Genomic DNA, 20,371 nt, shown 5'->3' with positions numbered 1-20,371 from the left:
AATGTTACAAATCCCGCGCTCATGGTAGGTGAAGAAGACATTCAAATTTGAAGGCTTCATCCATGAGCAAAGCACTGACGATTTCTGACTTGAAGAAACAGGCTCAACGCCGCGTGCCGAAGATGTTCTTTGATTATGCGGACAGTGGCGCATGGACCGAAAGCACCTACCGCGCCAATGAAGATGATTTCGCCAAGATCAAGCTTCGCCAGCGTGTGCTCGTGGATATGACCAACCGGTCGCTGGCAACCGAAATGATCGGCGAAAAGGTTTCCATGCCGGTGGCGCTCTCCCCCACCGGCCTGACCGGCATGCAGCACGCTGACGGAGAAATGCTGGCCGCCAAGGCAGCCGAGGAGTTCGGTGTTCCCTTCACATTGTCGACCATGAGCATCTGCTCCATCGAAGACGTGGCCTCTGTCACCTCCCGCCCCTTCTGGTTCCAGCTTTACGTGATGCGGGACCGTGATTTCGTCAACAACCTCATCGACCGCGCCAACGCCGCCAAATGCTCGGCGCTGGTCCTGACACTAGACCTGCAAATCCTCGGCCAGCGCCACAAGGATCTGCGCAACGGACTGTCTGCTCCGCCGAAATTCACGCCAAAACACATCTGGCAAATGGCAACGCGCCCGCAATGGTGCCTCGACATGGCCCGCACACAACGCCGCACCTTCGGCAACATTGTCGGCCATGCCAAGAATGTTGCCGATCTGTCATCGCTATCTTCCTGGACAGCGGAACAGTTCGACCCGCGCCTGTCCTGGAAAGATGTCGAATGGATCAAGGAGCGCTGGGGCGGCAAGCTGATCCTCAAGGGTATTCTGGATGAGGAAGACGCCCGCGCCGCAGCCGATACGGGAGCCGATGCCATCATCGTTTCCAACCATGGCGGTCGGCAGCTGGATGGCGCGCTGTCTTCCATCGAGATCCTGCCGAGGATTGTCGATGCCGTTGGTGACAGGATCGAAGTCCATATGGATGGCGGCATTCGCTCCGGTCAGGACGTGCTGAAGGCCATCGCCATCGGCGCCAAGGGCACCTATATCGGCCGCCCTTTCCTCTATGGCCTGGGCGCAGCAGGCAAGCAGGGCGTAACCACCGCTCTGGAAATCATCCGCAAGGAAATGGATGTGACCATGGCGCTGTGCGGCAAGCGCCTGCTGACCGATGTGGATCGCAGCATTCTCGTTCGTTGAGGCCAAGCCTGCGCTCTCAAAAGAGAGCGCAGGCAGTTTCGAGGCGACCGCGGTCGTCACGATCCCGTGAGGCACTTTCTTCAATTTACCCAGAAAAATGGCCGGGACGTTTAACATCCACGGCTGCCTTCCAGACTAGAACAGCCCACGCTCCGTCTCGTCAGAGGCACGACCGCCCGCATGCGTAAAGCCCCGCAAAATCCCTAATATCCAGCGCGTTTGGTCGCACTGTTGGCCAGATCACTGCGCGAACCCAACGGCATTTCCTCATCTCGCTCTGAGCAAGATTTTGGGCGGAAACGTCTCTTGCGGCGGTCATCCTCCAAGAAAATAACCCGCCACCAATAGGGGTCGATTTTCATACTTAATTAGGGATGAAAGCGATCTTTAAAGTTTGAGCGGTTTCGTTGCCTCAATCTATCGGTAGGCTCGGGACCAGAAGACATGGACGAACAAGGGGTGAATTGATGCTGGGACCGATCAAACAAGGAATGGCTGGAGCATGGATCTTTGCATTGGCGTTCCTCAGTATGGTCTTCGCGTTACAAGCATCTGAGGCCCATGCGGGCTACGCGCATTTCGTCATGGATGCCAAGACGGGAAAAGTGCTGGCGTCGCAAAATGCCGATACGGTCAATTATCCAGCCTCCCTCACTAAGATGATAACGCTCTACATGGTTTTCGAAGCCTTGAACGAGGGACGGCTGCGCTGGGATCAGAAAATCACCATGTCCAGACACGCAGCCTCCGTGATCCCCTCGAAACTCTGGGTCAAGGCTGGGACGACCTTTACAGTGCGTGAGGCGGTCTATGGCATGATCGTCAAGTCTGCCAATGATATGGCGGAAGGCATGGGAGATCACATCGGTGGCTCCGAAGCGAAATTCGCACAGATGATGACGCGCAAGGCGCGCCAGCTTGGCATGACGAAAACGACTTTCCGCAACGCATCCGGCCTGCCCAACAAGTCGCAGGTCACAACGGCGCGTGACATGGCCAAGCTCGGCCTGGCGCTTCAGCGTGATTTCCCGAGAGAATACAAACTCTTCGCCACGCAGTCCTTCAAATTTCGTGGCAAGACCATACGCGGCCACAACCGCCTGATGGCGCGCTATACCGGCGTCGATGGCATCAAGACCGGCTATACCAATGCCTCCGGTTTCAATCTGGTCAGCGCGGTCAACCACAATGGCCGCAGTGTCGTAGGCGTGGTTCTTGGCGGCAAGACCGCCCGTAGCCGCGATGCCCGGATGGCGTCTCTTCTGGACCAGACGGTGCCGAAGGCATCCAGGTCAGGTGTCAATCAGCAGCTGGTTGCCAGTGCCAGCACAAGCCGCACCTTCGATGTTGCGTTAGCCACCGTGCCATTGCCGATGTTCCGGGAACGCCGGACAGATCCTGTGGCCATGCAGATCGCCACAGCCAGCAACGCCATGGCGATGGTCGACGCTTCATCGGCTCATCCCTTGGCCGACCCTCAGCGCAGCGACTGGGAAGTGCAGATCGCGGCAGCGGATACCCAAGCCGCCGCCATGTCGCTGCTGCGCCGTGCCCGCCCAACCATAGTCTCTGCATACACAGGAATTGCGCCCTACACCGAAGCGGTGCGAAGCGGCGCAACGACGCTCTATCGCGCCCGGTTTACCGGCTTCGATAGCCAGGCGGCAGCCCTTTCCGCCTGCAAGGATTTGAAGGCGCAGTCCTATTCCTGTGTCGTGATGGCGAATGAGGGATAATCAGCCGAGCCAGCCGGTGGCAATGGCTTTGCCCAAAGCGGGCATGCCATTGGCTCGTGCAAGCTCTGCCGCTGTCGCACTGTCATAACGCACCTGCCGGAAATAAACCTGCCAGCCCTGCGCCGTTTGTTCCAGCACGGCGTAACTGGCAAGCGGATGGCCCGCCTCAACCTGATGGTAAAACGGTTCGGTATCCTTCCAGCCCGGGCACCCGACACTGCCGGGGTTCACGATCAGCCGACCATCCGAAAGCTGAACCGTGCGGGCGATGTGAGTGTGGCCACACAGCATGAGCGGCTGCTTGATACCATCGGCCAGAGCCTCAATCTCAGCCAGCGCGCGCTGATGGAGAAACCCTTCCGGCGCCAGTTGCTCCAGCCAATAACCCAGATCATCCACCGGTGAGCCGTGGCAGCAATAGGCCACATCCTTGAAAACGAGGTCGAAAGGCAAAGCCTTTAGCCATGCAATATGGGCTGGCGAAAGCTGCTGATATGCAGGCTTTTCCCAGTCGCCCATCTCTTCAAACGGGCGGTCAATCAAGGCGCGATCATGGTTGCCGCGCACCGTCGGCATGGCTTGCCCCACCAGAATATCAGCCGTGCGGCCAGCATCGAGCGGGCCGCTGAAGCAATCACCCAGATTGACGATATCGGTGATGCCAAGCCTCTCGATATCGCGGAGAACGGCCTCCAGAGCGGCGCAATTTCCATGGATATCAGCGATGGCGGCAAAGATCATGGTGCTCAACTTCCCCGGTAGGTCGAGTAGCTATAGGGCGAAAGCAGCAGTGGCACGTGATAGTGCCCGCTTTCATCCGCGATGCCGAAACGAATGGGAATGATGTCGAGAAAGGCTGGCTCCGGCAGAACAAGACCTTTTGTTCGCAGGTAATCGCCTGCATGAAACACAAGTTCATATTGCCCGGCGCGGAATGCCTCCCCGATCAACAAGGGGCCGCCATCCACGCGCCCGTCGCTATTGGTTTCAACGGTTTTCAGCTTTTCGCGGCTTTCGCCATCCAGCCGGTAAAGGTCGATCTTCAATCCTTGCGCAGGCGTGCCCTGGGCGGCATCGAGAACATGGGTGGTAAGGCCGGTCATGGCTGGGGCTCCGCAATGAAATAGGGCTGATCGAAAAAGAACTCTTCTAGATTGTTGCCCGGGCCATCGCGATCGACAACCAGAAAATCGCTGGTCGAAGCCAGCGTCATCAATGGGTGGTGCCAGACGTTGCGATGATAGTTCACGCCCTGACTTGCCCGCGCCAGAAACACGTGAGGTTTACCGGGTCTGCCCTCATCATCCTGCGCCACAACCACCAGAAACGGATTGCCGCTCAAGGGCGTAAAGCTCTGGCTCCCCAGCGGATGCCGCTCCATCATATCAACAGCATAGGGAAACTGCCGAGGCTTGCCACGAAAAATGTTCAGGACGACCCGCGCGCCCTCACCCGTCACATCTGTTGCTGCCAGCGCATGGTGCCGTTCGGTGTTGCCACCATTGATGAGCCTTATGGTGGCGGCGTCTGTCTCGATCACATCGCCAAAGGGCGCGAATGCCGCCTTGGTCAGAGGCCGGATTTCCAAAAAGTCAGTCACAATACATTCACCTCTGGTCCGCGCGCGCCTGATCGGAACCCTCAGCGTTTTCCGGCAGCAGAGCAGACAATCGCAGCAGGGCGATTTTCTCGACCTGTTCCGTCGCGGTGGCGAACTCGTCCTTCGCATTGTTATCGATGCGCGTCTCAAAAGCACGCAGAATGTCGTCCTTTGTCAGACCTTTGACGGCGATGATGAACGGGAAGCCATTCTTCTCGACATAGGCAGAGTTGAGCTGCGTGAAGCGTGCATGTTCACTTGGCGAAAGACGGTCCAGACCCGCCCCGGCCTGCTCGTTGCGGCTGTCTTCGGTCAAACCGCCCGCAATCGCCAGCTTTCCGGCAAGATCAGGGTGGGCGCGCAACACGCCGAGCCGCTCTTCGTTACTCGCGGCACGAAATTGCTTGGCAAGTGCCGTATGGACACTCCCCGCCGTCAGAGGCTCGTGGATGTCCCCGGCATCAAAGGCCCGCTCTGCGATAAAGGGCGAATGCTCGAATACGCCGCCGAAACGGCTGATAAACTCAAGACGGTCCACCATTACACAGCCTCCGGTCTATGATGCTCATGCCAGTGACGGGCGATCTCGACCCTCTGCGGTATCCAGACCTTCTCATGGCCAAGCACATATTCCATGAAGCGGCGCAGTGCTGCTGCGCGACCGGGGCGGCCAACCAGACGGCAGTGAAGACCGATGCTCATCATCTTGGCGGCACCATCTGCGCCTTCCTGATAAAGCACATCGAACGTGTCCTTCAGATAGGTGAAGAACTGATCGCCGGAGTTGAAGCCCTGCGGCGTTGCAAAGCGCATGTCATTGGCGTCGAGCGTGTAGGGAATGATGAGGAACGGATCGTCTTTCAGGCCCTTGACCCAAAACGGCAGATCATCCGCATAGCTATCGGACGAATAGAGGAAGCCCCCTTCTTCCATGACAAGCCGCAGCGTGTTGTCGGATGGCTTGCCTTGATACATGCCGTAGGGGCGTTCGCCCGTCAGTTCCGTGTGCAGGCGCACCGCTTCGAGAATATGCTTGCGCTCGTCTTCCTCGGAAAAGTCCTTGTATTCCAGCCAGCGATAACCGTGGCTGGCAATTTCCCATCCGGCTTCCTTCATCGCGGCGACCGCTTGCGGGTTGCGCGCCATGGCAGAGGTAACGCCATAAACGGTTGCCGTGACACCGAGATCGGTAAACATGCGCCACAGCCGCCAGAAACCGGCGCGCGACCCATATTCATAGATCGATTCCATGTTGAGGTTGCGCTGCCCCGGCCAGGGTTGTGCACCGACAATTTCCGACAGAAGCGATTCTGAAGCCTTATCGCTATCCAGAATGCAGCTTTCGCCACCTTCTTCGTAATTGATCACGAATTGCACCGCAATTCTTGCATCACCAGGCCATTTCGGATCAGGGGTGTGGCGGCCGTAACCAATGAGATTACGGGGATAGTCAGCGGAAATCATCAAATCACCTTCACGCAAATTTCGTGAACGGTAACATCGCGGGCCGGAAAGTCGAGAGCATTTTCAAAAGCAGCGTCATGCACTCTTGCGGGCAGACACACGCCCCATGGGATGCAGCGAATGGACCCTGAAAGGCGCACCCGGCTCATCCTCGACAAACAGTGCCAGATTGGAAAACTCGATCTGCCGTTCAAGCGCTGGCGCAAAGACGCTGCGCACTGCCCGCTCCACGCGCGCGCAATCTGCGGGCGCCACCCCACCGGTCAACGTCATCTGGAAGCGAAACTCATCCATGACATAGGGATGGCCCCAGCGATGCAGGTTCGTGAGTTGAGTGGCCGAAAGGCGATCCGGGTCGGCACGATCAATATCAGCATCGGACAAGGGTGCGCGGTAGTGATCAAATTCCTGAACGACACTGGCGGCAAGGAAATTCAGCATCTCACATGGCCATGATGGTACCAGACCATAGACATTGCCCAGTTTCGCAATTTCCAGCGGTGGCAGTGAAAAAGGTTGATGGGTTCCGGCAAAATGCATCAGCCCGCGCAGAAGTGCGGCTTCGCTGACATCATTCAACAACCGAAACGGCGCCTTGATCGTGCCGTGGAAACCATAACGACGCGGCAGGGCCGTGTGATAGGAGATTTCCTGCATGCCAAGGCTCGAAACCGCAGGTGGCTCCACGGTCTGGCCGGAATAGACATCACGCCCCAGCCAGGCAGCTGCAACATGGGTCAGCGGGTCATTTGGGGATGGCGTAAAATGAATTGCGTATCGCATGCGTGGTCACCTCGCCGTCCGAAACGGTTTTCATCAGCTATATTGCATGAACCAAGCTGTTAGGTGATTTGCGTGACAGATTGACGACGTGGAACGCCCTAAATTCACATCTTTGCGTTGAAAACGCTGATATGCTCATCAAGCGTAAAACTGACCGGCACATCCAGAGGCTTTTCCATCAAAGCGTTCAGCGCGGCGTCTGCAAGACGATGCGCCAAACCGAAACTCACCTTGAAACCGCCTGTCAGCGCGATAATTTTCGGATGATCCGGGAGGCAACCCACCATGGGCTCCCGCCCGATAGCCTTGGGGCGCAAACCGGCCCAACGCTCGATGATTCTAGCGCCCGAAAGTTGTGGCACAATCTGCTGCGCCTGCAAAATCAACGCATCCAGTTTTCCATCCGTGGCATTGGCATCGTCGAACTCTTCCTCGCTGGTGCTGCCAATAGCAACCGTGCCATCTTCATGCGGCACGACATAGAGGCCATTGAGAAACACCACGGGCATTGCCGGATCGACACCGACATCCAGCACGGCCGCCTGCCCCTTAACGGGCTGACCAAGCCTTGGCGTTGCGGGCAGGCCCAGTGCGTTAGTGAGCATCGGGAATGAATGATGCCCCGCCGATACCATGGCATGACCAAAACGGATCTGATGACCGTTCGAAAGGGTCGCTGTACCGCCGGGGTCGAGTTTTGAAACACCGCATTGCTCAACCACGCGCACATGTCTGGCCTGGCGCAGAGAATGTTCCAGCACAGCCATCAACGCGCGCGGAGAAACCTTGGCAGCAAACGTGTCGTGGACAAAACCGGCATCCCCGGCTTCGGCAGCCACCCAGCCATCGACAAGTGGCGCATCCAGACGATGCCAGTGAAACTGCCGTCCGTCCTTGTTCCAGTTGATCAGCGCATCCTTCTGGTGTCGCTCTGCGATGTCTACCAGATGCGGCTTGGGAAGCGGAATGATGCGCCCGCACCGGCGATAACCTGCCGAAAGGCCCGTTTCGGCTTCAACCTGCGCAACCTCCGCTTCAAGGCTCAGCAAGGCATCGAACTGAAACTGCTTCTTGTCCGACCACCGGTCCGGCATATGCGGCATCAACGCACCCAGGAGACCACCGCTTGCCCCACTGCCGATCCTGCCTGCATCGACCAGCAAAGTGTCGATACCCAGCCTCTCCGCCTTCACCGCCGCCCACAGCCCCATAATACCACCGCCGATGATGAGCAACGGGATGCTTGAGGGCAAAGGTGATTGACCTGTTTGCCGGGGAAGACTATCGGCTTGAACCATGACACATCCCGACGAAAACATGCCGGCACGAGCCGGCTCTAATATGCTGGATTGGCGAGAGGGCGATATGCCCTATTCGCTGGCCTTTGGCGACCATTTTTATTGCCAGACCGATGGTCGGCAGGAATGCAGCCACGTATCGCTGGCTGGAAATGGCTTGCCGGAACGCTGGGAAACGGCGCAAGGCACATTCCGCATCGGCGAACTCGGCTTCGGCACAGCGCTTAATCTGTGTGAAACGTGGCGGCAGTGGAAACTCCACCGCCCCGCCAATGCAGTGCTGCATTTCGTATCGTTCGAGCTCTACCCGATGAGCCCAAGCGAGCTGAACCGCGCCCTGTCACACTGGCCGCAACTGGATGCAGAGCGCAAGGCTTTCGTCGCGCAGTGGCCCCAAAACCCGGAAGGGTGGATCGATATCACGCTGGACGAGCAGACACGTCTCACCGTTTTCTGCGGAGATGCCATGCAGGGCATCATCGAGAGCACTGATATGTTCGATGCCTGGTATCTCGATGGCTTCGCGCCTTCGAAAAACCCGGACATGTGGTCGCTGGAGATCATGTCGGCGCTGTTTGAAAAGACAGCACCCGGCGGCACATTTGCCACCTTTGCCGCTGCTGGTTTCGTGCGGCGCAATCTGGGTGCAGCTGGCTTTACCGTCGAGCGTCGTCCCGGCTTTGCTGGCAAACGGGAAATGCTCTGTGGCGTAAAGCCCGCGCAATAAAAAACGCCCGGACAAAGATCCGGGCGTTTCCATATTCAGATCAAATCTGATCAGCCGCGCTTGCGACCGCGACCCGCGTTACCGGCAGGACGACCCTGACCGGCTGGCGCGAACGAGCCAGCCTTGCGGGCTGGACGACCCTGGCCACCACGGTGGTTGCGGCTTGCAGCTGGCTTGCCAGCGCCACCTTCAACGGCTGGACGCTTGAAATCCGATGTGCTTTCAAGATCGTTGTCACGCTCGACCGGTGCAAATTCACCAGCGCGCTGGCCACGGAAATCGCCATTGCGACGACCGGCATCACGCGGAGCACCATCACGGGGGCCGCGCTGCGGGCGGTCACCATGGGCGCGTTCGCCACGTTCTCCGCCCTGACGGCGAGGACCGTTGGCATTGGCGTTGCCACGGTTGCCAGCACCACGGTTGTTGTTGCCGCCACGCGACGGGCTGACCAGACCAGCTGGACGCTCACCCGACAGCACAGGAATTTCGATCTTCATCAGCTTTTCGATATCATGCAGAAGACGGGTTTCGTCCGGTGCACAAAATGCGATTGCGATGCCATCGAGACCGGCGCGTGCCGTACGACCGATACGGTGCACGTAAGCGTCAGCCACTTCAGGCAGATCGTAATTGAAGACGTGCGTCACGGCTGGAATATCGATACCGCGTGCTGCGACGTCTGTGGCAACCAGAACCTTGAATTCGCCGTCCTTGAAGCCCTTGAGAGCGCGTTCGCGCTGACCCTGGCTCTTGTTGCCGTGGATCGAGGCAACCTTGAAGCCGATGTGCTCCAGATACTTGGACAGCTTTTCAGCGCCATGCTTGGTGCGAAGGAACACGATGGCGCGGCCATCGGGGTTCTCGGTCAAAGACTTCTTGAGAAGCTCGGTCTTGTCGTTCTTGCCAGCAACGAAGTGAACATATTGTTCAACTTTGTCGGCGGCCTTGCCCGGAGGCGTAACCTGTACGGTAACCGGGTTCTTCAGATAGCTGCCGGCCAGATCTGCAATCGAAGCAGGCATGGTGGCCGAAAACAGCAAAGTCTGACGCTCGGCAGGGACCATGCGGGAGATCTTGCGCAGATCATGGATAAAGCCCAGGTCCAGCATCTGGTCGGCTTCGTCAAGTACAAGGAAAGTCACCTTGGACAGAGAAATCGCGTTGCGCGAAATCAGATCGAGCAGGCGGCCAGGCGTGGCAACCAGAATATCTGTGCCCTTTTCCAGCTGCATCTGCTGCTTGTTGATGGACGCGCCACCAACGACCTGATTGATCTTCAGATGCGTCTTGCGCACGAAACCGCGAAGGCTTTCGCCGATCTGGTTCACCAGCTCGCGTGTCGGAGCGAGAATAAGCGTGCGGGTCGTTCTGTTTGCAGGACGATCAGGCTGCTTCAACAGCATTTCAATGAGCGGCAGGCCGAAAGCAGCCGTCTTGCCTGTGCCGGTCTGTGCAAGACCGATAACGTCACGACCCTGAAGAAGAAGCGGGATCGCTTTTTCCTGGATCGGCGTAGGTGTGGTGTAACCGAGCTGGGTGACGCCGGCCACGATTTTTTCGGAGAGGCCGAGTTCGCTAAAACTGGTCAATAGTATACCTTTCGGGGCGCCAAAACGCTTGAACCCGGATCAGCCCTGCTGGTCCGGTTGTCTTGGCGTCAAGAACCCCGCGTGAATTGGGAACTTGTGGGTTGGAATGACTTTCTGCGCTTCAGTGCGGCGGTTTCGCCGGCTCCTGCATTAATGCGCTTTTCCTTCATGCATCATCTAGTTTGGTCGACGCTGCGGCTCACGCGGCCGCCTAAAGGGGAAAGCTTGAGGTGGATTTGGTCTTTTTAGCTCGGAAAGTCAAGTGAATGTTTTGATTGTTGCGCAAGCCACAGGTGCTGTAGCCAGAGTAGAGAGTGAATAATTGGTTAAAAATGATGGTTAAAAAGACCTTAATGCGACTGAGGCTGCATGGCCAATGTCACCATTCTACAATAGTTTACACAATGAACGACATTGCACGTTAAAGCTGATTCCATTGCACGCCGCAGAATAGACGGAGACTGACTTGATAGCTGCTGGTGGATTGCTTGAGAAAGCGCGGGACGGCGTCATGACGCTGGATCTGCCCGCCTGCATCAAGGATAGCCAGCTTCGATATGTCTGCGTGAACGACGCCTATGCGCGATTTGCCGGGCGATCCCGCCAAGATTTTACCGGCAAGACATCCCGTCAATTACACGGCATGGCGGATGATGGTGACCGGGACGATAAGGAACGGCGCTGCCTCGTTTTTGCAACCGATGAAACGCTGAAATGCGCAGGCTTTAGTCCGGGCGAGGCCCCGGCCATAAAATGCGAACGGTTTGAAACCGAAGATGGCAGCCTGTTTCTGTTTGAGGTTTTCGAGGCGATGCCTGCGGCCCGGCCAAGCAATGAAAAAACGTCCACATTTCCGAAGCAGAATGGTCTGACCCATCCCCTCGCCCAAGCCAGCGCCGCTGAACACCCGCAACCGGATGCTCAATCCATTCTGGACTCTCTGCCAGTCGGCATCATGATCGTGGGACCGGACCTGACAATCGAATATGCCAACGGGTGTTTTCACACGCTGTGGGATATCAGTGAAAAGATCGACTTGGCAGGCCAGCACTACCGAGCCTGTCTGGAGATGGCCATTGAGAGTTCCGATTTCGGCAATCTGCGCATTGAGGAGGGCGTCGAGCATCTGACGCTGATAGACGGCACCGCATCGAGACAGATCGAGAGCAAGTCTGGACGGTCGATCCTCCTGTTCGAGCAACGCATTGGCGGTGACAAGATCCTCATCACCGCCTTCGACTGCACCGATATTATCGAGCGTGAACGCGAGAGCAACGCGGCACCGAAGGAGCAGGAGCCCGTTGGCGAAAACACGCAGACCGAAACGCAGGTCATGTTGGAGGAACCGGCGCTAGCCCATGACGTTACGTTGAGCGTGCTGGTCATTGAAGACGCTGCTGCTCAAGGTGCCCTCAGCGAGCAATTGACAGGCTGGGGCGCTGACGCCTATGCCGCAGAAAGCACCGCGACTGCGATTGCAATTTTAAAGGAAGCAGCCATCATCGGCTTTGCCATCGATGCCATCATCCTGAACCATACCGTGCCGGTTCAGGATGGCATGGAGTTAGCCCGCACGATGAGACAAGACCCGCGCCTAAGCGACACGGCGATCATCTCCCTGACCGCAATGGACATCACCAGTGCAGACCACGACGCACTCGATGTTCAATTCATAAAATCGGTAGGGGCAGAACTGCTGAAAAAAACACTGACGGAACTTGTTCATAAGAACCGTGCAAGACGTTCAGCAGCTCAAGACACGTCCAAAAGCACTGTCGCGGAGACCCAACCTCCGCTCAACCTGACGCGAGCAACACCCAACGTCAGCCATGTTCCGACGCTGGCACCAAACAGGACTACCAGTTCGCTGGATGTGCTGATTGCAGAAGACAATGATGTCAATCAGATCGTTTTCAACCAGATCCTTCAGCAGACCGGCCTCAGATACCGGATTGTCGACAATGGCGAACAGGCCGTCCAGATATGGCGAGCCTTTCGTCCATCGATCATCCTGATGGATATCTCCATGCCCGTCATGAACGGATATCGCGCGACGCAGGCCATCCGCGCGGAAGAAGATCGTATGTTGAATGCCAGCCGGGTGCCGATCATAGGTGTCATGGCACACGCGCAGGAAAGCGACCGCGATCTCTGTCTCGCAGCCGGTATGGATGACTATCTGTCAAAACCGATCAGCCCGGAACTGCTCAATGCCAAAATTCAGACATGGCTGATGAAGTCGCTGGCAACGCTGGCGAACTGAAAACAAAACGCCGCTTGAGGTGGGCTCAAGCGGCGTTGATGTCAGATCGGCAATGAATTAGCGGCGGTTTGCATCAACCGACAGTGCACCGGCGCCTGCAAACACCAGATAAAGGAAGACAAAGCAGAACAGAATGGCGCCATCGCCGCCGTTCAGGACCGGGAAAATGCTTTTCGGTGCATGCGCGATGAAATAGGCAAAGGCCATCAAACCGGACAGCACAAATGCCGTCGGGCGGGTGAAAAGCCCCACGAGAATGAGCAATCCGCCAACCAGCTCCAGAATGGCGGCAATCAGCAACATGGGCGGCAGCGCGCCTTCCATCTGAGATACGGGAAAGCCGAACAGCTTCTGCGTGCCATGCTCAATGAACAGAAGCGCTGTGATGATGCGCAGCGCAGCCAGAGCGTAGGGCTGATAGCGCGACAGTCTTTCAAAAAATACCATAGGTGTGTCCTCGAGGCGTAAATGCGAACTGTTGAAAGTTAAACATGACTAATACAGGCAGCATTTGAAATACACGTTTCAAGCTCAATAACAACACGGCTTGCGACCTCTTCACCGCCTGTGCAATCACATATCGGAGAGGACCGCAAGCAGGGCGCGATGCCCGACTTCACCGCTTGCGCGCTTGGCGTGTTACCGGCAGCAAAACCGCGCAAATCAGGATGCAATAGGCGCCCATGGCAACGATCTGAGAGGTAAAGGAAACGCCGGAATCGATCAGAATGCCGCCAAGACCGGGGCCAATCGCTGAGGCAAAAACCATGATGGCGACGATGACGGCGCGGATGGCCCCTAGGAATTTAACGCCGTACACTTCCGGCCAAAGGCTTCCAAAAAGCGTCAGCGAGAAGCCATCGGATATTCCGTACAGCACCATGAAGGCGAAAACGACCCAGGGGCCATCGACGGTGCCAAGCAGCACACAGCCACCACCGAATGGCAACAAGTAGAATGGCAGCAAGCGAAGCGCTGAAAACCGGTCGACCAGATATCCTGAAAGCAACGAGTTCAAAACAGCCGTGACAGCATAGAGCAGAAAGGCTGAGGCAAAGGTTTCGACCGGCCATCCCTTGGATTGCGACAGGTGCACCTGATGAAAGAAAATGGTGTTGCTGATAAAGGCAGGCGGCAGCATTCCCAGAAGCAGCAGGTAGAAATACGGATCGCGCAACACCTCGCCCCGCGTCCAGCTGCGGGAAACGACCGCGTTTTGCGATGACGCCGCAACGACCGGGACACGTTCGATTTTCGTGAGTGCGAGGAGCGATGGCAGCAGCACAAATACGATAAATACCGCGACCATAACCCATAGATTTCGCCAGCCTAACCCGGCAATAGCGGCCACCGCAAGCAGCGGCAAAACCGCCTGCCCAACATTGAGACCCAGCGCTGAAATAGACACGGCCCGCCCGCGCTCGGCTGCGAACCAGCGCCCGATTGTGGTGTAGGCTATGTGCACCATCATTCCCTGGCCGAACAGGCGCAGGAGAAATAGGCCGAAGATTAACAAAGCAAGTGAGGTGGAATAGGCAAGGCTGATTGCTCCCAATGCCAGGGCAATTGCCGCCATGGAAACAACGAAGCGCGGCGTTTTCACATCCAGAAGTTTGCCGAGCCAGACAAGACAAGCGGCGGATGCTAGGGTGACACCCATATAGAGAAGGCCGAACTCTCCATCGCTCAAGCCGAGGTCACCGCGTATCTCACCGCCTGACAGCGAGATGAAGAAGGTTTGACCGAAGGACGACGCAAAGAGCATTGCAAAACCGGCGCTCAGCCACCGAAGGTTTTCGCGCAGGAATGTCAGCAACCGAGGCATCCAATTTTATGCAATGTGCTCTGCCGTTCAGGCAGACATCACCATTCTGGGCTGTTCAACGGGGTTGAACGGTTCAAAACTAATATCCGTACCAATAATCGTTGCGACGGTGTTGGCCGGGATGATGTCCCATCTCTCCACGCCGGTTCCGAAGGGTTCGGATGCGACGGCTATCCCCGCGCCGATATTGCGCCAGTAGAGCGTCGGCGGACGATCATCACTCGACCATCGAAATGCGTGCAGCCTATCGCCATCGGCGTGGATGGCACTGAACCTGACCGGCTGGTCAATATCGGCCCGAACCACCACATCCAGACATATCTGCAAGGTCTTTTTCAAAGCATCGATAGGATCGCTATCCAGTCCTAGACCCGCTGCAATCAGGAAAATTGCCTCGCTATCACCATTCCCGGCGCGCGAACAATAGACCTCATCCTGGATATGCGCCTCGATGGCGCGCTTGACCCTCTCGTAGCCGCCAATCTGGCCGTTATGCATGAAAAGGTGGCGACCAAAGCCAAATGGATGGCAGTTGGCCATGGATACACCACCCGTGGTGGCTGAGCGCACATGGGCCAGAAACATGCTGGAGCGCAACTGATGGCACAGCGAGGTGAGATTGCGATCCGACCATGCGGGCAAGATGCCGCGATAGATACCCGGCTCTCCCCTTTCACCATACCAGCCAATGCCGCACCCATCGCCATTGACCACCGTTTTCGCCTCCCTCGCCGCCAGCGACTGGGTGATGAGCGAGCTTTCCGGCTCGATCAGGAGACTGTCGAGCCAGACGGGAGAGCCGGTGTAGGCGAGAAAACGACACATGATGGTACCGTTACAATGGAGGGGCGATCCAGCTTTCAAACTGCTGGATCAAGGCAATTGTTGGGTGATCAGGCCTGTAGGACGACGATGCGAGCACCCACTGGTACGCGCTCGTAGAGATCCACAATGTCATGGTTCAGCATGCGAATGCAGCCGCTGGACATGGCATGACCGATAGACTGCGGCTGGTTGGTTCCATGCAGACGGAACATCGTGTCGTTGCCACCGCGGTAGAGATAAATGGCGCGTGCGCCCAATGGATTGTTCGGACCGCCCGGCATGCCGCCCGCATATTTCCGGTTCCGTTCCGGTTCGCGGCGGATCATGTTGGCTGTTGGGGTCCAGCTCGGCCATTCGGCCTTGCGGCCCACATAGGCATCACCCTTCAAGGCAAGGCCCTGGCGTCCAACACCAACGCCGTAGCGCATCGCCCGGCCGTTGCCCATAATATAGTAGAGGCGTCTTGCGGGCGTATCAACGACGACAGTTCCTGCCGGATGCGTGGTCACATAGGCGACTTCCTGGCGGCGAAGTTCTGGGCTGATCTTGTCCAGCGGCATGGCACCCATTGGGAACTTTTCGTTCGGCAAGGCGGCATAATTGGTCTTCTGTTGAACGAAGTTGGTGCTCGCGCAACCCGCAAGAAGAAGTGGAAGCCCGAACAGGACGCCCCGACGCGAAATAGACATATTACCCCCGGCTCATAGATCTTTCGATTAACAAGGAGTATGGTTTTATGGTTAACAAACCCCTAATCGCAGGCTCTAACACTTAACGAGCTACCACCTCGACCCGTTACTGTTGACGGAGCGAACAGAAAAAATGGCGGGAAATTAAGCAGGAGCACGCCTGCAACCATAAAGACATGTGAGCAAATCGTATTTTACGATGAAACCAATTCACCCTCTGCCGCATTTTCGTGCAGCAACTATCAAAACTGCTTATTTTTTGTGTGCTTAGCACCGGTTTATGTTGAAAAAATTCTGAACCGAGATCACGCTGGGTTCTTGCATTGCGAGCGTGCTTGTAATCAAATGGACAAAAATGGGGAACCTAAAGTTGGCATTTGACGAAATGATAAATGCGGACTCAACGCCGCGCAGCCCGTATGAAAAATACAATGAATGGTACAGCAGGCAGGACAGATCACACCTGATCCAGAAATCCCGCGATGCTGAAAACATATTCCGAAAGACCGGCATTACGTTCGCCGTCTACGGGCATGCAGACAGCGCTGAAAAGCTCATTCCCTTCGACATTATTCCCCGCATCATTTCCGGTCGCGAATGGCGCAAGCTGGCTCAAGGCATCGAACAGCGCGTTCTGGCGCTGAATGCGTTTCTGGATGACATCTATCATAAGCAGGAAATCATCCGCGCCGGACGCATCCCACGGGAGCTGATTGAACGTAACGAGGCTTTCCTGCCAGAAATGATTGGGTTCAAGCCACCCGGCGGTGTCTACACGCACATTGTCGGCACAGATATCGTGCGAACCGGCGAAGACCAGTTCTACGTGCTGGAAGACAATGCCCGCACCCCGTCCGGTGTCAGCTACATGCTGGAAAACCGAGAAACGATGATGCAGATGTTCCCCGAGCTGTTCCACGAGAACAAGGTTCAGCGCGTCGAGGATTATCCCTATCAGCTGCGCCATTCGCTGGCTTCGCTAGCACCTCCCGGCTGTAAAGGAAAACCGCGCGTTGCCGTTCTTACCCCAGGCATCCATAACTCGGCCTATTACGAACATTCGTTCCTGGCGGACATGATGGGCGTGGAGCTTGTTGAAGGCTCCGACCTGCGCGTCATGGACGGCAAGGTCAAGATGCGCACGACGCGTGGATATGAGGCCATCGATGTGCTGTACCGGCGCGTCGATGATGATTTCCTTGATCCCCTCACCTTCCGCCCAGATTCTGCTCTGGGCATTCCGGGCATCATGGATGTCTACCGCGCTGGTAACATCACTATTGCCAATGCACCCGGCACTGGCATATCCGACGACAAGGCGATCTATTCCTATATGCCTGAAATCGTTGAGTTCTACACCGGCCGCAAACCGCTTCTGGAAAACGTGCCGACATGGCGCTGTTCGGAGCCGGACAGCCTGAAATATGTCCTGGACAATCTAGCTGACCTCGTCGTGAAGGAAGTTCATGGCTCCGGCGGCTACGGCATGCTCGTTGGCCCGACGGCATCGAAGAAAGAGCGCGCACTTTTTGCGGACAAGCTCCGTGCTCGGCCATCGAACTACATCGCACAACCCACGCTTTCGCTTTCCACAGTGCCAATCATGGTGAAAAACGGCATCGCTCCACGTCACGTCGACCTTCGGCCCTATGTTCTGGTGTCCGATAAGGTGAAGATCATTCCGGGCGGACTGACGCGCGTCGCACTCAAGCAGGGATCACTCGTGGTGAATTCCAGCCAGGGCGGCGGCACCAAAGATACGTGGGTACTGGAGGACTAAGCCATGCTGGGAAGAACGGCCAACGGACTCTACTGGATGTTCCGCTACATTGAGCGCGCCGAAAACATTGCGCGGCTGGTTGATGCCGGTATGCGCGTCTCCCTCACCCGCAGCGGCAATGCTGACGAGGACTGGGACGGCGTGCTGCAAAGCGCCGGTGCACGGGAAGAGTTTCTCCAGCAGCATGATAAAGTTACATCGGCAGATGCCATCGATTACATGCTGCGCGACAAATCTAACCTGTCCAGCGTCATGTCCTGCATCGAATTTGGCAGAAACAATGCCCGCATGGTGCGCACAGCGCTGACGCGAGAAACCTGGGAAGCAACGAACGAGTTCTGGATCGAACTCAAGAGCCTCCTCGCCCGCAAGGTCAAGGCGGCGGAACTGCCGCAGGTCATTGATGTCATCAAGCATCGCGCTGGTCTTGTACGGGGTGCGTTTCACGGATCCATGCTGCGCAATGATCAGTATAACTTCTCAAGAATTGGCACGTTCATCGAACGAGCAGACAACACAGCCCGTATTCTTGACGTGAAATACTACGTGCTGTTGCCTGCGGCAGCCCAGGTTGGTTCGTCACTGGATAACGCGCAGTGGGAATCGATCCTGCGTTCGGTTTCTGCGCATCGTTCCTATGGGTGGGTTTATGATGCCGAGTACAAACCATCCAACATTGCCGACTTTTTGATCCTGAACGGACGAATGCCACGTTCTCTCGCCTATTGTTACGAGAAGATCGTCAGCAACCTTGGCCATCTTGGCGAAGAATACGGCGAAAAGCACGCAGCCCATGACACGGCTGCAACCATTCTGGCAACGCTACAAAAAACAACAATAAGCCGGGTGATGGACCAGGGATTGCACGAGTTTCTCGAGCTTTTCGTCAACAAGAACGCCCAGTTGGGCCAGGAAATCACGGACGGCTACCGCTTCTACCAGTAAGCGGACGTGACGCGGGGATAAGACATGCGCTTGAAGATCAACCATACGACCGAGTATCTCTATGATGAGCCGGTCCCTTATTCTTTGCAGCGACTGCGACTGACGCCCGCAACCGGGCCAACGCAGACAGTCATCGACTGGAAAGTCACCGTCGATGGAGCCACACTGGAAGTCCGTTACGACGACCATTTCGGCAACCGTGTTGAACTGGTTGAGACCGAAGGTCCACGCAAGGCCGTCAAGGTCATCGCCTGCGGCGAGGTTGACACGCTGGATAAGGCGGGCGTCTTCGGTGACCATATTGGCAACGCGCCGCTTTGGCTTTTCATGCGCGATACGCCTCTAACAAAGCCCGGCAAACTCATTCGCGAGATCGTGCGGCAATCAACGGGCGACACGCCCCTGGAAAGACTTCACGAGTTGATGGCGCTCGTTCATCTCGAAGTGGCCTACGAGACGGGATCGACTGGCACCGAGACAACTGCGGAACAGGCTCTGGAAGCTGGCAAAGGTGTTTGCCAGGACCACAGCCACATCTTCATCTCCGCCGCGCGGCACATGGGCCTGCCAGCACGCTACGTCTCCGGTTATCTAATGATGGAAGACGTGGCAGAGCAGATCGCGACCCACGCCTGGGCGGAAGCCCATGTTCCCGGCCTCGGCTGGGTCGGTTTCGATGCGGCGAACAAAGTCTGCCCGGATGAACGCTACGTGCGTATCGCCAGCGGCCTCTCCTACCGCGATTGCGCACCGGTCTCCGGCATGCGCGTGGGGTTTTCTGACGAAAGTCTGACGGTATCGGTAAAGGTAGAGCACGCGCAGAGCCAGTCCCAAAGCTGAGATCGCGCTTAGAAGCCACCGTCCTCGACAACAGCCCCTACCCCGCCTTTCCAACTGGTCTTTGCCCTGTTTGGTGATGCCTTATCTATAGCGGTACAAAAGGATCCTCGGGCTAGACATCTCAAATTCGCGTTAGTCCAAGAAATGTATTCAATTCGCGCGAAGGAATATTAGAATGAACTTCTTTATTTATAAGAAATGACGATTTTAGATAAATTTTTTACTGCTAAAAACATCCGCGAAATTGACAAGGCCAAAAATAGTCGTGATATAGAGAATCATGTCAATTTTCTATTTCAGAAACAACTAATGTCAGCCAACATTATTTCGAAATTCGAGTTCGGATTTCGATTTAATCCAATCTGGCGCAGAACCTTCCGCGCTTCAGATGATTTGGCCTGTTGAAAATCGAATATAACTTCGATCAAACATGAGTCAGACTAGCGCATTAACTGAAATTTTACATCTGCTGGTAGATAGTCACAGCGTTCATATGAGGTGCTCTTGCTTGCACGGCCTTTAGTGCGAGTTGAGCGCCGAAAGCTTTTAAAAAAGAAGCTCTAGTGGATGATGGCGGAGGGACCAGAACTCAATGTTCTGAACGCATGATGCCCCCCAATGCGCCGGCTCACACGAGCCATGTTCTGCTTAACATGCTATTGTCCAAATGGACGCTCAACCGATCGATGCTATCGACGAGATTGAGACGCTCTATCAATTTGCGCGCAGCTTATCCGGTATCGGATGAGGCCTCATGGGCATGCTGCGTCGGATTGGTGCGGCGAGTGGCGCTTTGGTCAGTAAT

General features: G+C 56.3%; 19 protein-coding genes. 7 read left to right on the top strand and 12 right to left on the bottom strand.

Annotation, left to right across the window (positions count from 1 at the left end; translation table 11 throughout):
• Nucleotides 1-62 precede the first annotated feature (62 nt).
• On the top strand, nt 63-1,199 hold the full coding sequence (locus tag RQI55_RS01200; protein WP_311272324.1) for an alpha-hydroxy acid oxidase: 1,137 nt from the start codon (nt 63-65) through the stop codon (nt 1,197-1,199).
• A 491-nt stretch (nt 1,200-1,690) separates the two neighbouring features.
• On the top strand, nt 1,691-2,935 hold the full coding sequence (locus RQI55_RS01195) for a D-alanyl-D-alanine carboxypeptidase (protein ID WP_311272415.1): 1,245 nt from the start codon (nt 1,691-1,693) through the stop codon (nt 2,933-2,935).
• Here RQI55_RS01195 and RQI55_RS01190 read toward each other — a convergent pair whose 3' ends face one another.
• The 7 genes from RQI55_RS01190 to RQI55_RS01160 all read right to left on the bottom strand — a co-directional run bounded on the left by RQI55_RS01190 (nt 2,936) and on the right by RQI55_RS01160 (nt 8,080).
• Entirely contained in the window at nt 2,936-3,676 is a 741-nt protein-coding gene (locus RQI55_RS01190) for a metallophosphoesterase family protein (RefSeq protein WP_311272325.1), read from the bottom strand. It lies immediately after the preceding gene.
• 5 nt (nt 3,677-3,681) lie between these two features.
• On the bottom strand, nt 3,682-4,038 hold the full coding sequence (gene uraH / locus RQI55_RS01185) for a hydroxyisourate hydrolase (RefSeq protein WP_311272326.1): 357 nt from the start codon (nt 4,036-4,038) through the stop codon (nt 3,682-3,684).
• Nucleotides 4,035-4,535, bottom strand: a complete 501-nt coding sequence (locus RQI55_RS01180) for an ureidoglycolate lyase (RefSeq protein ID WP_311272327.1) — start codon at nt 4,533-4,535, stop codon at nt 4,035-4,037. The genes uraH and RQI55_RS01180 overlap by 4 nt, the downstream gene beginning before the upstream one ends.
• 7 nt (nt 4,536-4,542) lie before the next feature.
• The gene (gene uraD / locus RQI55_RS01175) at nt 4,543-5,076 is read right to left on the bottom strand and encodes a 2-oxo-4-hydroxy-4-carboxy-5-ureidoimidazoline decarboxylase (protein WP_243255238.1); all 534 of its coding nucleotides are present in this window, start codon (nt 5,074-5,076) and stop codon (nt 4,543-4,545) included.
• Nucleotides 5,076-5,999 (bottom strand): allantoinase PuuE, encoded by a 924-nt coding sequence (puuE, locus tag RQI55_RS01170; RefSeq protein ID WP_243255236.1) that lies wholly within the window; start codon nt 5,997-5,999, stop codon nt 5,076-5,078. The genes uraD and puuE overlap by 1 nt, the downstream gene beginning before the upstream one ends.
• A gap of 75 nt (nt 6,000-6,074) precedes the next feature.
• The gene (locus RQI55_RS01165; protein ID WP_192064260.1) at nt 6,075-6,782 is read right to left on the bottom strand and encodes a DUF1045 domain-containing protein; all 708 of its coding nucleotides are present in this window, start codon (nt 6,780-6,782) and stop codon (nt 6,075-6,077) included.
• Between the two features lie 104 nt (nt 6,783-6,886).
• Entirely contained in the window at nt 6,887-8,080 is a 1,194-nt protein-coding gene (locus tag RQI55_RS01160) for an FAD-binding oxidoreductase (RefSeq protein ID WP_311272328.1), read from the bottom strand.
• On the opposite strand from RQI55_RS01160, the gene mnmD reads away from it, so the two are divergent.
• Nucleotides 8,079-8,807 carry a tRNA (5-methylaminomethyl-2-thiouridine)(34)-methyltransferase MnmD gene (gene mnmD / locus RQI55_RS01155; protein WP_243255233.1) on the top strand — a complete coding sequence of 243 codons (729 nt, stop codon included), beginning with the start codon at nt 8,079-8,081 and terminating at the stop codon, nt 8,805-8,807. The two genes, RQI55_RS01160 and mnmD, sit on opposite strands and share 2 nt — an antisense overlap.
• Nucleotides 8,808-8,857: 50 nt before the next feature.
• Here mnmD and RQI55_RS01150 read toward each other — a convergent pair whose 3' ends face one another.
• Nucleotides 8,858-10,399 (bottom strand): DEAD/DEAH box helicase, encoded by a 1,542-nt coding sequence (locus RQI55_RS01150; protein WP_192064263.1) that lies wholly within the window; start codon nt 10,397-10,399, stop codon nt 8,858-8,860.
• A gap of 466 nt (nt 10,400-10,865) precedes the next feature.
• On the opposite strand from RQI55_RS01150, the gene RQI55_RS01145 reads away from it, so the two are divergent.
• Nucleotides 10,866-12,662: a response regulator gene (locus RQI55_RS01145; protein ID WP_311272329.1), complete on the top strand. Its 1,797-nt coding sequence runs from the start codon at nt 10,866-10,868 to the stop codon at nt 12,660-12,662.
• 57 nt (nt 12,663-12,719) lie between these two features.
• On the opposite strand, the gene RQI55_RS01140 is transcribed toward RQI55_RS01145, so the two are convergent.
• The 4 genes from RQI55_RS01140 to RQI55_RS01125 all read right to left on the bottom strand — a co-directional run bounded on the left by RQI55_RS01140 (nt 12,720) and on the right by RQI55_RS01125 (nt 16,001).
• Nucleotides 12,720-13,109, bottom strand: a complete 390-nt coding sequence (locus tag RQI55_RS01140) for a DoxX family protein (protein WP_192064265.1) — start codon at nt 13,107-13,109, stop codon at nt 12,720-12,722.
• Between the two features lie 169 nt (nt 13,110-13,278).
• Nucleotides 13,279-14,487, bottom strand: coding sequence for an MFS transporter (locus RQI55_RS01135; RefSeq protein ID WP_243255229.1), 1,209 nt, complete (start codon nt 14,485-14,487; stop codon nt 13,279-13,281).
• 27 nt (nt 14,488-14,514) lie between these two features.
• Complete coding sequence (locus RQI55_RS01130) at nt 14,515-15,312, bottom strand: class II glutamine amidotransferase (protein WP_243255227.1); 798 nt, start codon at nt 15,310-15,312, stop codon at nt 14,515-14,517.
• 68 nt (nt 15,313-15,380) lie between these two features.
• On the bottom strand, nt 15,381-16,001 hold the full coding sequence (locus tag RQI55_RS01125; protein ID WP_192064268.1) for a L,D-transpeptidase: 621 nt from the start codon (nt 15,999-16,001) through the stop codon (nt 15,381-15,383).
• A 370-nt stretch (nt 16,002-16,371) separates the two neighbouring features.
• On the opposite strand from RQI55_RS01125, the gene RQI55_RS01120 reads away from it, so the two are divergent.
• From RQI55_RS01120 to RQI55_RS01110, 3 genes are read left to right on the top strand one after another with little or no spacing between them, the layout of a single operon-like run.
• Nucleotides 16,372-17,781, top strand: a complete 1,410-nt coding sequence (locus RQI55_RS01120) for a circularly permuted type 2 ATP-grasp protein (protein WP_042617764.1) — start codon at nt 16,372-16,374, stop codon at nt 17,779-17,781.
• Nucleotides 17,782-17,784: 3 nt separating this feature from the next.
• Nucleotides 17,785-18,726 (top strand): alpha-E domain-containing protein, encoded by a 942-nt coding sequence (locus RQI55_RS01115; protein WP_042617399.1) that lies wholly within the window; start codon nt 17,785-17,787, stop codon nt 18,724-18,726.
• Between the two features lie 24 nt (nt 18,727-18,750).
• Entirely contained in the window at nt 18,751-19,566 is an 816-nt protein-coding gene (locus tag RQI55_RS01110) for a transglutaminase family protein (protein ID WP_243255226.1), read from the top strand.
• Nucleotides 19,567-20,371 lie beyond the last annotated feature (805 nt).

The organism is Rhizobium sp. WCS2018Hpa-16 (assembly GCF_031843705.1).
Classification (GTDB): domain Bacteria; phylum Pseudomonadota; class Alphaproteobacteria; order Rhizobiales; family Rhizobiaceae; genus Agrobacterium; species Agrobacterium tumefaciens_C.
This window is presented reverse-complemented; position numbering and strand designations above follow the sequence as displayed.